At 41.7% G+C, this 15,007-nt stretch carries 10 protein-coding genes; 5 read left to right on the top strand and 5 right to left on the bottom strand.

What is annotated here, in order from left to right:
- The 3 genes from VGT41_00150 to VGT41_00160 form a co-directional block, all read left to right on the top strand.
- On the top strand, nt 1-2,557 hold a 2,557-nt coding region (locus tag VGT41_00150), incomplete at its 5' end, for a hypothetical protein (protein ID HEV2600681.1).
- A gap of 93 nt (nt 2,558-2,650) precedes the next feature.
- Complete coding sequence (locus tag VGT41_00155; protein HEV2600682.1) at nt 2,651-6,358, top strand: hypothetical protein; 3,708 nt, start codon at nt 2,651-2,653, stop codon at nt 6,356-6,358.
- 161 nt (nt 6,359-6,519) lie between these two features.
- Nucleotides 6,520-8,139, top strand: a complete 1,620-nt coding sequence (locus VGT41_00160) for a hypothetical protein (protein HEV2600683.1) — start codon at nt 6,520-6,522, stop codon at nt 8,137-8,139.
- 878 nt (nt 8,140-9,017) lie between these two features.
- Here the strand turns inward: VGT41_00160 and VGT41_00165 are convergent.
- Nucleotides 9,018-9,674, bottom strand: coding sequence for a ribulose-phosphate 3-epimerase (locus VGT41_00165; GenBank protein ID HEV2600684.1), 657 nt, complete (start codon nt 9,672-9,674; stop codon nt 9,018-9,020).
- Nucleotides 9,675-10,009: 335 nt separating this feature from the next.
- Here VGT41_00165 and VGT41_00170 point away from each other — a divergent pair, with 335 nt between their 5' ends.
- The gene (locus tag VGT41_00170) at nt 10,010-10,297 is read left to right on the top strand and encodes a co-chaperone GroES (GenBank protein ID HEV2600685.1); all 288 of its coding nucleotides are present in this window, start codon (nt 10,010-10,012) and stop codon (nt 10,295-10,297) included.
- A gap of 35 nt (nt 10,298-10,332) precedes the next feature.
- A complete protein-coding gene (groL, locus tag VGT41_00175; protein ID HEV2600686.1) occupies nt 10,333-11,988 on the top strand; it encodes a chaperonin GroEL in 1,656 nt (551 codons plus the stop codon).
- 150 nt (nt 11,989-12,138) lie between these two features.
- Here the strand turns inward: groL and VGT41_00180 are convergent, their stop codons facing one another.
- The 4 genes from VGT41_00180 to VGT41_00195 form a co-directional block, all read right to left on the bottom strand.
- The gene (locus VGT41_00180; protein ID HEV2600687.1) at nt 12,139-12,438 is read right to left on the bottom strand and encodes a hypothetical protein; all 300 of its coding nucleotides are present in this window, start codon (nt 12,436-12,438) and stop codon (nt 12,139-12,141) included.
- Nucleotides 12,439-12,452: 14 nt separating this feature from the next.
- The gene (locus VGT41_00185; protein HEV2600688.1) at nt 12,453-12,749 is read right to left on the bottom strand and encodes a hypothetical protein; all 297 of its coding nucleotides are present in this window, start codon (nt 12,747-12,749) and stop codon (nt 12,453-12,455) included.
- A gap of 41 nt (nt 12,750-12,790) precedes the next feature.
- Nucleotides 12,791-13,225, bottom strand: a complete 435-nt coding sequence (locus VGT41_00190) for a hypothetical protein (protein ID HEV2600689.1) — start codon at nt 13,223-13,225, stop codon at nt 12,791-12,793.
- Nucleotides 13,222-15,007, bottom strand: a 1,786-nt coding sequence (locus VGT41_00195; GenBank protein HEV2600690.1) for an EndoU domain-containing protein, incomplete at its 5' end; no start/stop codon positions are given. The genes VGT41_00195 and VGT41_00190, both read right to left, overlap by 4 nt.

The following is a 15,007-nucleotide window of genomic DNA, read 5'->3' on the forward strand; positions in this document are numbered from 1 at the left end:
TCAGGCACAGGAAGCAAAGCGTGCAGTGGACCAAGTTATTGCTTTGTCTGACCATGAAATAGTTCGAGCTGCTCAGCAGCAAACAACAGAAAGCTATACTAAAGTTGGTGAACAATATTTAGCGGGTGTTCAAGCTAAGCGGATTGAGCAGGCAAAGGTACAAGCGCGAGAAGTAGCGGATCAAAGAGAGGAATTAACCTCTTTGTCAGTAGAGCATGTAGAGCGTATAGAAGATGAAAATAATGTTAGGCGTGATGCCGCTGAACAAGCGGTAGCTGCTCGAAAAGCAGAGCACGCAATTATACAGCAAGCGCGGCTAGGAAGTACTGAGTATATAAAACCAGTAATCGTTGCTCCAGAGGCACCGAAGCTAGAAGCGCCAGATATATCGCCAACGATATTACAAGAAGCATCATCAGTCAGCGACCTTGTAGAAAAAGCCCAAACTGAGGCAGCCAAAGCAAATAAGCAAGTGCGCCAGCAGACTCAGGTGCAGGAGGCAAAGCGTGCAGTGGACCAAGCTATTGCTTTATCTGACCATGAAATAGTTCGAGCTGCTCAGCAGCAAACAACAGAAAGCTATACTAAAGTTGGTGAACAATATTTAGCGGGTGTTCAAGCTAAGCGAATTGAACAGGCGAAGGCACAAGCGCGAGAAGTAGCCGATCAAAGAGCGGAATTAACCTCTTTGTCAGTAGAGCGTTTAGAGCGTATAGAAGATGAAAATAATGTTAGGCGTGATGCCGCTGAGCAAGCAGTAGCTGCTCGAAAAGCAGAGCACGCAATAATACAAGAAGCGCGGTTAGGAAGTGCTGAGTATATAAAACCAGTAATCGTTGCTCCAGAAGTACCAAAGCTAGAAGCGCCAGATATATCGCCAACAATATTAGGAGATTCTTCTCCAGTGAGTGACGTGGTAGAACAAGCGCGAGTGGAAGCTGGGCAAATAAACAAACAAGCAATCATAGCCCGTTTAGAAGTTCGGGCACAAGGGCAGGAACAAGCTTTATTAGGTAATGTTGGTGCGTTAGCAGATGCTTATCTAGAAGATGTAGATGGGCAAGAAAAATTGGCAAAAGATGAAGCTGATTTAGTAGCGTACATACAACGTGATGAAATGATGCTTGAGCAGGCAAAAGGTGAACGAGCATTAGCAGATGCATGGCAAGCCCAAGAAGCAGCGCAAGAGCTAGAGGCACTAATACAAGAAGCTTGCCTAGGAAGTGGCAAGTATACAGAATCAGAAAATTGGACTCCAGAAAGAGATTATAGAGTAGGATCAGATATATCACCAACGATCTTAAAAGAATCTGCGCCAGTTAGTGATCTGGTAGACAGTGAACGGATGGCAGCCGCTAAAGCAAATAAAGAGGCAATAGTTGCTCATTTACAAATTCGAGCACACAAGCAGGAGCAAACTGCATTGTACAACGTTGGTAAGTTAGCAGATGAATATCAAGAGATAGTAAATGGCCAAGCACAGGATTTCGTGAATCGAAGAAAAGAACTGATCTATGTGCCTTCGGAAAATGTGGAATACGTAAGCGATGAAGATAATGTTAGACGTAGTGCTGCTGTAGAAATCCAAGGGCAGGCAGATGTGATTGCTGTGGGACAGGTACATACATTAATTGAAGATTATAAGAAAACGCGAGCAACAGAAGCTGTAGCAGAACAAGAACAATTAGGCCGCTATAACAAAGCGTTGGACGTTGTGTTGATGGATAAAGCAGAACAAGGTTTTTTTGATGACTTAGAATCAGATGGATGGCGTTTGGTGGCGCAGATAAAACATGATGAGGCGTTGCTTGAGCAAGAGAAATCTGGTATAAAATTCGAGCAACCAAAAACAGAATGGACTAGTGATAGTGCCTTATGGGATGCAGCTGCAGAGGGCGATCAACAGCTAGTAAATGAGCAAGCGTGGGATGCTGCGGATTGGGGATATGGATTAGAAAAGTGGCTTGCTGAGCAAGATGAATTAGATAAGCAAGAGGTTACTACATTCTGGACCAATTTTGATACACTGATACATATGAATAAGCAGAAATCCCAAACTGGATGGACGGCATATTTTTGGGATTCAACTACTCAGTTGTGGAATACAACGCGGACTCGTACTGCCCAGTCATTTGTTCTCCTTGCCAACGCTTTACCGGCTGCGTTATTGGTAGGCGCCACGGGAGGGGGGGCTTTATATGTGCAATGGGATACTCCACAAGTGAAAAAGGCCCGTAAGATCTCAGTAGATTATATGGATCGTATGCGCAATGGTGTGCAAGAAATGCGTGAAACTGTTGCATATTGGATGGTGCGTGGCAATGAGCGTGCTCGTGCCGCGTGTGCATCAGGAACAGTAGTATTAAAAAATAAAGCAGACGTGGTTGCTGAATATGTTATATATGCGGCATCTGTTGGTAAAGAGACAACGCAAAGAGTGGGTGGCATATTGTACAAGTACGTGCAGCAAGCAAAAGAGGTTGTTAGTAAATCCAGGATGGGGCAAGGTCTGAGTAATGCGGCGGAATATGCAGCAAAAAAGATACATATGGATTGAGGTTTTAATGAATATGCATAATTATAAGATAAGAAGTTTAGAGGGTGTGGATTGTATTGTATATGAATTATTAGATATGAGGGTGCGATGGTTATGAATAATATTATAAAAAAATTGGTGTGTGCGGTATTGATTGTTGCAATATCGGGTGCATATGGTATGGACGAAGTGTCGGATTATCATGATCCAGCAAATAATGCGAATAGCATTGATCGATCTCAAATATTTAAAAATATAGGAGATGTTGTATCAGGTGTTGCGAATATTCCATCTTATATTTTTCCTAAGCGCAATGATCCTGGCCATGCTACATATTTTCGTTCTAAATCGATATCAGCTCCTGTAGCAGCTGAACAAAAACCAGTGAGCCAGGAAGAAGGGAAGGACTCTGCAAAACAAGTCAAAGCAGCCTCTCTTGATACGAAACCGTCGGCACAAAGTCCAGATCAAAAAAAACCGTCAGCTTTGAAAGCAGATTATGATGATAAGGGTTCTTTTAGCCTTCAAGAGGGATTATTAAATCTTGCTGGTTCTGCAATGCAGAAAGTGGCTAGATTTGACGATTATCTTAACAAGAAAAAGAGCACTAGCGTATCTCAATCGCAGCCTGCAGAAAATACAACGCAGGTGAAACAGGATCAGGGCAATGATATACAACCTGTTGTGGCAGCTAATAAGGAAAGCGGCAATAGGCTTGCTAGCGCTTTGAAAAATTTCAGTAAAAAGACCGAGAATGAATCCAATGCCGTCACGGCAGCAGAGGCGGTACGTGATGCAGAGCATAATCAGAGCGCGAACGAACAACCGGCACAGGCGATGGCCAATGTTGATAACACGGCCAAGCCAGGAAAAGCAGCAACGGGTGCACGTGAATTTGTAGGAGGGTTATCGAATCAAATACAAGATTCTTGGGACTACTATACGAAAATGAGTCCAGAGCAGCGATATCTTGTAGACGAATATGCTAAAATGACGCCGGAACAACAAGCTGAGGCGGCGGACTTGCTCTCTACATTTGTTAAAAATTGGCATGAAGGAGAAGCGCAACCGGTAGAAAACCCCACGCAAGGTGGTGTAGATTTGACAGAGAAAAAACCTGTGCAAAAAGTGGCAGATGCAAAGCGATCAGTAGGTGCGAAGTTGCTGGATGTGGTATTTCCGTCTGAGGACAAATTTAACGCCGATAAGTTGCAAAAAAGACAAGAGCGATGGAATGCTGCACAGGCGGAATATAAAAAATGGTTACTCCATGAAAAAAATAATGAAGCTAGTATAAATGCAGAAAAAGCAGCCGAAGCATTCCCGTATAGCACCGAGGAGCTAGAGGCGGACTTTTTGAAGCAAAATAAACAGCAAATCGTTATTGATAAAAGGCAGCCTGTCGTTGGCAGTTCGCAAGAAAAGACAGGGGAACCACAATCAGTTGTAAAAGATGAGAAAGAGATTGGAAATACTCCTGCACAGAATGTTGAGAAAACGCGTTTCAATTTGAGTGATTATTCGCCTTTGAAAATGTATAGAGAGCGGCAACGGCGTAAAGAAGAAGAGGAGCGTAAAAGAACAGAGGACTGGTTCGCGCGAGAAAAGCAGGTTGCACAGGAACGCCGTTTACAACAACAGCAAGGTGAAGCATCTCCTGTATTATCAGCACCAGCTTCAACGGACGTAGGCGTTGTAGCGACGGTTGTAAAACAACCAAGCACATTAGTGACAGGTGGAGAATCCAATCAGGAGCGTGTGCTGTCAGAAGAAGATACAAAATGCGTAGGAACGTCGGCGCAAAATGAGAGAGATAGAATTGATGAAGAGCTGGCTAAGCATTTTGCAACTGTTAACACGCGACAGCAAACAGAGAAAGCTGATGTACAAAAGAATACTCAAGAACCAGAAAGCGTTGTATTTGGTGTATCTTTTGCAGATGAAGGCCAACCGTTAGATAGTTATAAGGTTGAGGGTACGGATTATGATGCTCATAAAAAGCGAATCGATTTAGAGCGATTGGCGATTGCAAAGGCAGAATACCAAAAATGGTTACTAGATGAAAAAAATAATGAAGCTAGTATGAATGCAGAAAAAGCAGCCCAAGCATTACCATATGACCTCCGTGAGATTGAGGCAGACAGTTTGAAGCAAATTAAACAGCCTATTGTTATTGATAGAACCTGGGACAGATACGAAGGAGTAACATCAGAAGAGCAGGCTATCATAGATTCTCAAGCACAATATGCCAGGATGACTGCATCAGAAAAACAACTAGCAGATGCATGGTTGATGCAACCTGTTAATGAGCGAGATGACGCGCGTCGTGTACAAAAAGCACGAGATGCAGAGAGCGCTCGAATAGAAGATGAGCAGTCAGAGCGTGCGAATCAGATGTATAGAGCGGCACTAACGCCATCTCAGTACGAGTGGAGAGCGAATTTTAATAGGTTCATAATGGAGCAAAGAGCGGCTAGAGCAAAAGAACTGGATGATCAAAGAGCTGAAACAAAAAAGCAATGTGATGCATTGCATGCAACTGAAGATGTTGATAGCCTGCCGAAGGGCAGTCCAGAGGGTTCTGAAGGTGATCCGGCGACCAAGTGGATTAAGGAGCGATATAAGGCTTTTAATAATTGGCGCGAAGATCGGCAGTGGCGGCAATTATGGGATGCTTGCTATGCACAGGAAGCGGCAAAAAGAGAAGCTGCGCAAGATGCGTTATTAGCGCAAGACGAGAAGGATTTAAGAGAGGTCATAGAACGCGAAGCTAAGGTAAATACTGAAGGGATTTCAGCATCAATCAAAGCTAAGGATGAGATTAAAAGACGAAAGCAGGCGGCAGCGCGGGATGCGGACATTGCAGATCTTGTTAAGCAGCAAGAGCACCGCATTGTAAAACAGGCGCTTCGAGAACAAGATGCAGTGCGGTCTAACGAATCTGATGAAGATCGAGCATTACGAGCAGGACTGATACAAGAGCAAGAAGATCTGCAGTCTCCGAATGCTATTGCGGCAGAATTACAAGGCGTAGTCGATAGTGAGATCAGCCAGTTAGATCAATTATTTGCAGAAGAACAAATATTTGCAGAAGAGCAAAAGCAAGAGCAGCAAGCACAGATTCAAGCGTTACAGCAGTTTGCAGATGCATGGATTGAGCATAAGTCGCAACGTTGGTTGAGAGATGCTTTGGGTAACGCGTGGCAGCGCACATTAAAAGCAGCACCAGTCGTTTTGTTTGTAGGTACCGCTGGAGCTATTTATGCAAAATGGGATTCTGAACAAGGAAAATATGTTCGCGATTCAGTAATGCCATATGTTGTTCATGCGCATAAATCGGGCAAGCAAGCAGCGGAAAGTGCTCATCAAAAGATGAAACAATATGTTGCTGGTGCATATATGAATGCATGTACAGCGGGCAGCAAGTTAGTGGTGATTATGAAGGATGCGCAACAGGTTGGCGGTGGATATGCAGTACAAGCGGGTCAGTCCGCGCGTAACATAGCGGGCATTGCAGTACAAAAAAGCAAGCAAGGTTTATATGTTGCGAGCGAACGTTTGTCGATTGCATTAGCGTCTGGTAAGAACAATTTGGTTAAGCTTTCACGATCTTTGAAAAATACGATGAAGAATGGTGCGTCATGTGTATATACAAATGGCGGTACAAAAATGGCCAACGTGTTACAAGCGAATAAGCATAATCTGGCATGGGCAGGATTTTTTGTGACATTAGTCCTCGCCATGAGTTCAGAGAAGGCACGCGGCGCTACATCTACCATTAAAAATTACATTGGTATGGGTGCGGTTCCATCTTTGGCGTAAGCGTTGTCTTGAAATAATTTTTTAGCATAACTAAGTTATAGAGAAAGAGTCTGCTGTATTATTACAGTAGGCTCTTTTGTTTTTTGCATGCTTAGTCTCTAATGAGTGTGTAAAAAATACGTGATAGGAGATAGTGGTATGTAATGAGGATAGGGATGGTAATGAACGCAAAAATCATCAGTGTGGTAGTTGCACTATTATTTGCTGTAGTAGTCGTTGTGCATCAAATGGAAGATGTAGATCCAGCAGACATAGAGCACAGTATAACGCAGGACGGTGTAGAAGCAGTACATGAACAAAATAATCAAAGTGGTTCAAGTAAGAAGATTCCTGCCGTGCGACCAGTTGTGTGGTCCGGTGAAGTTATAACCGCTACGCAGGATCAAAAAAGGTTTGCAACAGTGCCGCCGTCACCGGCAAGCAGTCAAACAACGAGTGTAGCGCATGGAATAGCGCACAGATCTCAAGATGATACACAACGAAAAAGTGGAGTGAATCAGAGAGCAGGGAGCCATGCGGCTTCACCTCAGCAAACAGAGCGGCAAGGATTATCGCACCAGGTAATCGGTCAGAATGCACCGTTGAGTCAGGGTGTGCAACCAACAAGTGTTGATAGCGGTGTTGTGCACGCACAAGCTCATGCGCCTCTGGCGGTTCATACGCCAAGATCAGTTGAGGGATTCCAGAGGAAAGGCTTGCACGCGCATGAGCGTCTGACGTCAAGCAATATGATGCATCCTAAGGGTAAGCATGAAGTGACAAGTCGTGCAGATACTGGCGGAATCAAAGAGGTGCAATCCCCCGCATTATCTCCAAGCGTATTGCAAAAGCCGGACGAGCAGGGTAAAAAGCAAGATGTCTTGCAGGGAACTGCAAAATCAAAGGCTGCCAGCTCGAGGCCACCGGTGTTTTTAGATCCAGATTTCTATCAGAAGCAAAAAAATAAAGGGCAGTCAGAAGAAAAAAATAAGTTGATGAATGCATTGCACGTATTGCATGATGTGCTCATCGCTGGAGGCCACGGCGATGAAACAGTAAGCGATGCATTGCAACAGAAAACAGAAGCAAAACCGCAGGACAAAATCGTGCGTGTCGAAGTTGGTGAGAAAGAGGTTTCAGCTTCAGATATGCAGGATATAAAAAATAGATCAGCAGATTTTTGGGATAAATTTTCTGACGGTTGGCGGCGTATAGGAAAGGTGCCGCCATCAATGTTGTTTGTAGGAGCCACGGGTGCTGTATACATGAAATGGGACGATGAACAAAAAAAATATCAGCGTGAAGCAGCGATGTCTTGCGTTGGTCATACACATGCAATGGATCACAATATTGAGCACAATGGATGCGCAGTAATGAAACAATGTATTGAGTATGCACATGCTGATGCACACAAGACGGGTAGCAAGTTGGTTATGGTTATGCAAGATGCACAAGCACAAGCAGCAGATCTTTCTGTGAGCAACGCATTGAGCTTAGTTGCAGCTACAGAACAAGATCGTGTAAGCAGTGTTAACGAGCTGTTGTCGCTTGCATCACCATCATCCGATAAACAAACGAGAGAAAGAGATCAAAAATCTATAAAAGATGTGATACGCAATGGTATACAGAAGTTCGGTGAAAAAGGCGTGCAATTTGTCGCAAAAGCAGGCGATTTATTAAAAGACCATAAAGATACTCTACAATGGTTGGGAGCTGCAACAGTGATAGCATTGGCGGGAAAAGAAGCATCTAAAAATCCAGCCTTTGCATCACTATTAAAAAAAATAATTGATACGGCATAGTTGCATCCGGCAACGAATTCAGAGCTTATTCGAAAATTAGTTGGGTGGATTAATGTATTGCAAAATGTTGCAACGGATAGGCATTGTAGGAAGTTGTTGATACTCGATCGTCGTCACAGTCTGCCCAGCGTAGCTGTGAGCGAAGACGGGCTTGCAACGATGATCGTAGGATTCTTGTTCTTAATTAACGTGAGTTCGATAATAAGACGCTGGTAAATACTTTCGGAGTAAAGACATCTTTTGTCGCGCCCTATGGGCGCACAATTTTCTGGATGGCGACGTTCGCCAAGGCTCTCTCACCATGACTGCGAGAGAGCATCCGTAGTGCTAATAATATTTATCTATAGTTCATAGTTTTACTTTTCAAATAAAGCTCCTTTACACAACTATCCCATACTACTGCCATACACAGCAGAACATAAGGCATTACCTACTGTCATTGTGAGCGAAGCGTAGCAATCCAGAATTCGTGCGCTCAGATGAGCGCGACATAAGAGCTAAATACTCTTACATAACACTCGTCTTAAGCCAACAGATTTTTAATACTATATGCGTTCGACACAATGATATTTATAATAAAGTCGCGTCCTTCTTGGACGGATTTATTTCTGGATGGTTACGTTCGCCGAGGCTCTCTCACCATGACTGCAGGAGAACGCCAATAGTGCTAATAATATTTATCTATAGTTCATAGAGTTTTATGTTTCAAATAAGCTCCTTTACACAACGATCCCATACTACTGCCATACACGCGGCAGAACATAAGGTATTACCTGCCGTCATTGTGAGCGAAGCGTAGCAATCCAGAATTCGTGCGCTCGTCTGAGCGCGACATAATAGTTATCTGGTCCTTACGTCGAAGTTACATTAAACACATCTTACTCACTAATCAGTTTGGTGAGTTTTGTTAATTGATTGATCGGATTTTCAGATGCAAAAATTCCTGATGCGATGGCAAAATCATCGGCACCATGTTGCGCAAGTTGTTGAATGTTTGTTTCATTGATGCCACCATCGATTGCGATAGTAAAAGATAGATTGTGTTGTGCGCGGTATGTGGCGAGCGTTTCAAGCTTTTGTAGGGTAATCGGTAGAAAGTTTTGTCCAGAATGACCCGGTTCTACCGACATGATCAAAATATGGTCGACTTGTTCATCCAAAAGTTGAAAACATGCAGCTATGTCGGTTTTTGGATTTATTGTGATACTAGGCCGCCAATTATTCCCTCTTATGGATTTTATGGCCTGAATAATTTCCTTTTTTGTTTCAATGTGAATCGACACGATGCTGCCAGTCGGGATCGTCATTGTCTCTAACAGTGACTCTGGATTTTCAACCATCAAATGTGCCCAGATTTGTTTACTGGTTTTTCGGGCGATGGCATTCAAAAATTGCGTTCCCCAGGTAAGATTTGGGACGAAATGGTTATCCATAATATCAATATGATAGCCTGCGCAATGCGGGTCAAGGGCGGTTATTGTTGATTCTAGGTTAAGCAGGTCTGATGAGATAAGTGAAGGAAAAATGGACTTCAAGGGGGCTCCTTTTTATAAAATGGGATGATTGTTAGCCTACTATGAGCGGAGCTTTGTGTGAATGCCCAGATAAATCTTATGCAAATTTATTAAAAAATAGGGGTGAAATAGCTGCAATAGGCACGGTGTGGGCATGCCTTTATTTATCGATGTTTACTAGGGTCCATAGCTATAGGATCTGAGTCTTTCTCTGTCAGAAAAAATGGGTTGAGTTTTTTAGATTTCTTTCTATACTAAGACTAAGGTAGTTGTGGCCTGCTGGAGGTGGGTCATACCATATAAGCCTATGATATAGTATAACGGTATTTTATATAATTAATAACAGGAGTCGACGTATGTTTGATCAATTTCGCCCATTAGGGGATAAAGTACTGGTCAAAAGAATTGAGCAGGAAGAAAAGACCGCGTTTGGCATTATTATTCCAGATGCAGCAAAAGAGAAAGCGCAAACAGGTGTTGTTCTTGCAGTTGGCCCAGGACGTTTTAATGGAACAACAGTAGTGCCAATGAATGTAGCGATTGGCGATAAAGTATATTTTGGTAAATATTCAGGAACTGAAGCAGACCGCGATCATCTGATTATTAAAGAAGATGACATCTTGGGTATTATTAAACAGTCATAATAAATCTATAGAGTTGAAAATTTTAGGAGTTATCAATGTCATCAAAAAAAATAGTATTTGGTGTTGATGCACGTGAAAAAATCCGCAAAGGGATTGATACGCTTGCTGATACCGTAAAAATTACTCTTGGGCCTAAAGGACGTAACGTTGTATTTGAACGTTCTTTTGGTTCTCCGTTAATCACTAAAGATGGTGTAACGGTTGCAAAAGAGATCGAGTTGCAAGATAAATTGGAAAATATGGGCGCACAAATGGTGCGTGAAGTTGCAAGCAGAACTGCTGATATCGCTGGTGATGGTACAACAACGGCAACAGTTCTTGCGCAAGCTATTTTCCGCGAAGGAAATAAGTTTGTTACTGCTGGCGCAAATCCAATGGAATTAAAGCGCGGTATTGAAAAAGCGGTTATGGTTGTTGTTGAAGAGATCAAGAAAGCTGCAAAGCAAGTTACTAATCGCAAAGAGATCGAGCAAGTTGCAACTATTTCAGCAAATTCTGATTCAGTAATTGGTAATCAGATTGCTGAAGCGATGGAACGCGTTGGTCGTGATGGAGTTATCACAGTTGAAGAAGCAAAAGGCATGTACGACGAATTAGAGATCGTTGAAGGTATGCAGTTTGATCGTGGCTACTTGTCTCCATACTTTGTAACAAACACAGAAAAAATGGAAACAGTACTTGATCATCCTTGCATTTTGGTTTTTGAAAAGAAAATCAGCAGCATGAAGAGTATGATTTCTGTTTTAGAAGATGTTGCTAAATCAGGACGTTCATTGATGATTATTGCTGAAGATGTTGAAGGGGAAGCGCTAGCAACATTGGTAGTGAATAAACTTCGTGGTACGTTGCAAGTTGCAGCAGTTAAAGCACCAGGATTTGGTGATCGTCGTAAAGCAATGCTAGAAGATATTGCTGTTTTAACGGGCGGAACTTTGGTATCTGAAGAAATTGGTCTTAAGCTTGAAAATATTACATTGGCTGATTTGGGGACTGCTAAGAAAGTGGTTGTCACCAAAGAGACGTGTACTATTATCGAAGGACAAGGATCAACAGAGGCTATTAATGGTCGCGTAATGCACATTAGAGCGCAGATCGAAAATAGCAGCTCTGATTATGATAAAGAAAAGATGCAAGAACGACTTGCAAAACTTTCTGGTGGTGTTGCAGTAATCAAAGTTGGTGCAGCGACAGAAACAGAAATGAAAGAGAAAAAAGATCGCATAGAAGATGCATTAGCAGCAACACGCGCAGCAGTTGAAGAAGGTATCGTTGCTGGTGGTGGTGTCGCATTATTACGAGCTCAAAAAGCAGTTGAAGCATTGACGGTTCCCGGTGCACTTCCTGGTGAACAGATTATGGGTGCGCAAATTGTACGTCGTGCGCTTGAAGAGCCAATGCGTATTATTGCATCAAACGCTGGCGCAGAAGCATCAGTGATCGTTGCTCGCGTAAAAGAGCAAACCGGTTCATACGGTTTTGATGCAAAAAATCATGCATTTGTAGATATGATTGCTGAAGGTATCATTGATCCTGCAAAAGTAACTCGTTCTGCAATTCAAAATGCAGCATCGATTGCTGGATTATTGTTAACAACAGAAGCTTGTATTTTTGAGCTTCCAGAAGAGAAAAAAGCTGCAGCTGCTCCTACTGGTATGGGCGGCGGCATGGGTGGAATGGGCGGAATGTATTAATCCCGCGTTGTTTCAGCTTAGTTGAGAAATAAAAAGTCGGTCATTGCATTTTTTTGCGATGACCGACTTTTCTTTGATGGTGTGACGAGTTATCATCTTTTTTTATTATTGTTGGCTTCTCATACTCCCAGGCTTTTTCTGTCGCTTTATCTAACATGATATTCTATGGATCTCTTCAGCATAATGATTCAATCTTTTGCCTTTCAGGAGTTCTGCTAGTATATGGAATAATGCTCGGCTTCCATCTAAAAAATATGTATCTGTTCTATCCCAATCAAGGGTTAGGTCTTTTGTTTCTTTATTAAAACGACACGCTCCTTGTTTTTCAACAGATCGAGATTTTTTCATTCCCGCACTATCTATATATTCTTCTCTGGCAAGGCCATCTACGGAGAAGTGATACCAAACAAATTGAAGATCTTCTTTTTTTTTACTCATTATTATATACATTTCTACTCCTCCTATCACCCAGTCGCTATATGAATCTTCTCAGGAAAAACAGGCAAATTTTTACGTTTCATGATATGCCATTTTATATAAAATAGTTCTCGAGGTTTATCTAAATAGTACTTATCTGTTCTATCCCAATCAATTACCAAGTCATCAGTTTGTTTATTAAAACGACCAATTCCAATTTTTTCCTTTATAACAGGCTCATCATCATTACTGTATTCAATTTTGTCATATTCCCAAACATCTATGCAAAATTTATATGTTACTATGCTTTCGTTTTCTGATATTTTATCCAGTTTTATATACATTATTTAATCCTCATTTCTGGATGCATAGAGCGTGTACTCTTTTATTCCATACCTTCCGGTAGCGTATCGCTAACAAATAATTGATTGTCTTTTTCATACAGAAAAATATATGGAGCTTTTGCTCTTACCAACGCTTGCCAATTGTTTGTTAATTGTAATAATACATTGCACTCCATTTCTATAATGTACTCTTCAGGATTATCGTAAAAAATATCGGTAGGCTCTAACACCACCTTGTCTCCTTTTACAAGTATTCTTGTAAATTCCCCAGATCTTCCTCGACCTCTAGAATCAAACAAAGCTCTTTTGACCCATTCGGCATCTGAACCTTGATCATTAAAAAGATCTCTCAATCTATTTAAGTTTTCATTCGGCGTGTGATTTCTATTTGAGTAGGAACCTGCATACAACTCCATTTTGATATAATTTTTTCTTATAGCCCATTTACCATTTTCTTTATCTGGAAAAGTTCTCATACTGTTTTCTCGATTTCTGGATATGCAGTTACTATTTTTCCTACTTTCTGACCTGATTGTGTTTTGTATATATCTATTATTGCAATAATAGATATTCCTTCACTTGTTTGACCTTTGATTTCCCAGCGCCCAACGTTTCTTGTATTTTGTTCTTTTTCAATGACAGCACGTAATGCTTCATCTATTTTTTGTATAACCTGCTCACGCGTCCAATAATCAGGAAACATTGTTGATTCTTTTGTATCACTGCCTACATAAGACCATTCAATTTGGTATATTCCATGTTCACCTTGTTTAATAATGACACTTTCGATTAAGCCGCTTTTTTGCAATTCTCCTAAATAATCATGGTGTAATCCCACTGGTGTAATTGTATTATCTTTACAACCTATTTTCAGTACTGGATTAAAAATATGTTCGTAATCTATCCAAATGTGTACACCTTCACCAATTTCAATAGGAACTGATAATGTTCCATCAAAAACTTTTACTAATTTTTCAATTTCTTCTGGTGATAAAATAACTTCTTCTAATTCTTTTGGCTTGTATGCATGCTTTCCACCAGCGGAACGTTTACCATGTTTTTTACACACATTTTTCTGTTTCTGCTTCCAATGTTGTCTTATTTTATCCAAAATAATCTTTAACTCTGCATCTGCTTCAGATAACGTTCTCATCTGTTCTTTATCAAGAGCAAATGATTGTTGAGATTCTGCATGGTCTATTGCAGCAAGATCAATAGTAGTGACCACATTTTCACTATCTACAGTCAGCTTTGATTCATCGGTAATAATTAATTCATCACTAACAACGGCTTGAGATTCTGCCTCACTTTGATCTTCTGTTTCAGGCAATAGTTCATCGCCAGATTCACTATCTTCTACAGGTTTATCTGCATCTTCTTCTGATTCTATGCACTCTTCACATGGCTCTTGAGATTTATCATCAACTTTCGGCAACCCTTTAAGAATATCCTTTAATATGCCTGCCCAGCCTCGAGAAGCAAAGCCACATGGCCTTGCTTCAATAACCACTTCTCCTGCGCCTGTCCCACACCCCCATCCTTTAAGCAAATCATCTGCTTTTGGAGAAGGATCAAACTTTTTATCTGGATGTTCTTCAAGGCTATCACCAATACCAGTGGTAACACACGGCCCAGGTATTGGTATCTCTTTAGGCATATTTTGGCCATAACCACATCCATATTCTATTTTTTCACCCTCATGCCCATTGATTGTTGGTGCAGTGCAGTGTAAAGCTGTTGTATCATGAGCAGCTTGCTGCTTATGCTGCGTTTGCGCTGCAACTTCCTGTTTCATGCTTGCAATTGATTTGTCTATTTGTTCAGGACGGTAGTTTGTTTGATAATCAGCACGTTGTTTACCATCATGAATAGCATCAGCTATAAGACTTCCTGCGATATATCCTATACCAGCTGCCGCAACTACACCTGCTGGACCAGAAATAGGAGCTGACAAAATCAGCGCACCTTCGGCGACTTCTAGAATAAGGCCGGCCGCACCTGCAGCGGCACTGCAAATTAATGCCATGCTATCACAAGCAATAGCCATATTATGCGCAAGAACTTTATGCCTTCCTACCACAAACGTATTGTTATGTTTTACGGTAATTGCATACATGCGCATCGGTTCTTGTACCAACTCAATGTCGCTGAGCCATACTCGATTATTATCTTCTGCGAGCAGGAACTCTCCGATGGTGAGTTGATATGCCTGTACCCATGTTCTTTGTGAAGCAGAATAAAATTTTTGATCGGTAGTG

This window comes from Candidatus Babeliales bacterium, assembly GCA_035944115.1.
In the GTDB taxonomy this organism is placed as follows: domain Bacteria; phylum Babelota; class Babeliae; order Babelales; family Vermiphilaceae; genus DASZBJ01.

Coding starts and splice junctions, on each gene's coding strand:
- VGT41_00190 (HEV2600689.1), bottom strand. CDS start 13,225: ATGAGAACTTTTCCAGATAAAGAAAATGGTAAATGGGCTATAAGAAAA.
- VGT41_00155 (HEV2600682.1), top strand. CDS start 2,651: ATGAATAATATTATAAAAAAATTGGTGTGTGCGGTATTGATTGTTGCA.
- VGT41_00160 (HEV2600683.1), top strand. CDS start 6,520: ATGAACGCAAAAATCATCAGTGTGGTAGTTGCACTATTATTTGCTGTA.
- VGT41_00185 (HEV2600688.1), bottom strand. CDS start 12,749: ATGTATATAAAACTGGATAAAATATCAGAAAACGAAAGCATAGTAACA.
- groL (HEV2600686.1), top strand. CDS start 10,333: ATGTCATCAAAAAAAATAGTATTTGGTGTTGATGCACGTGAAAAAATC.
- VGT41_00170 (HEV2600685.1), top strand. CDS start 10,010: ATGTTTGATCAATTTCGCCCATTAGGGGATAAAGTACTGGTCAAAAGA.
- VGT41_00180 (HEV2600687.1), bottom strand. CDS start 12,438: ATGTATATAATAATGAGTAAAAAAAAAGAAGATCTTCAATTTGTTTGG.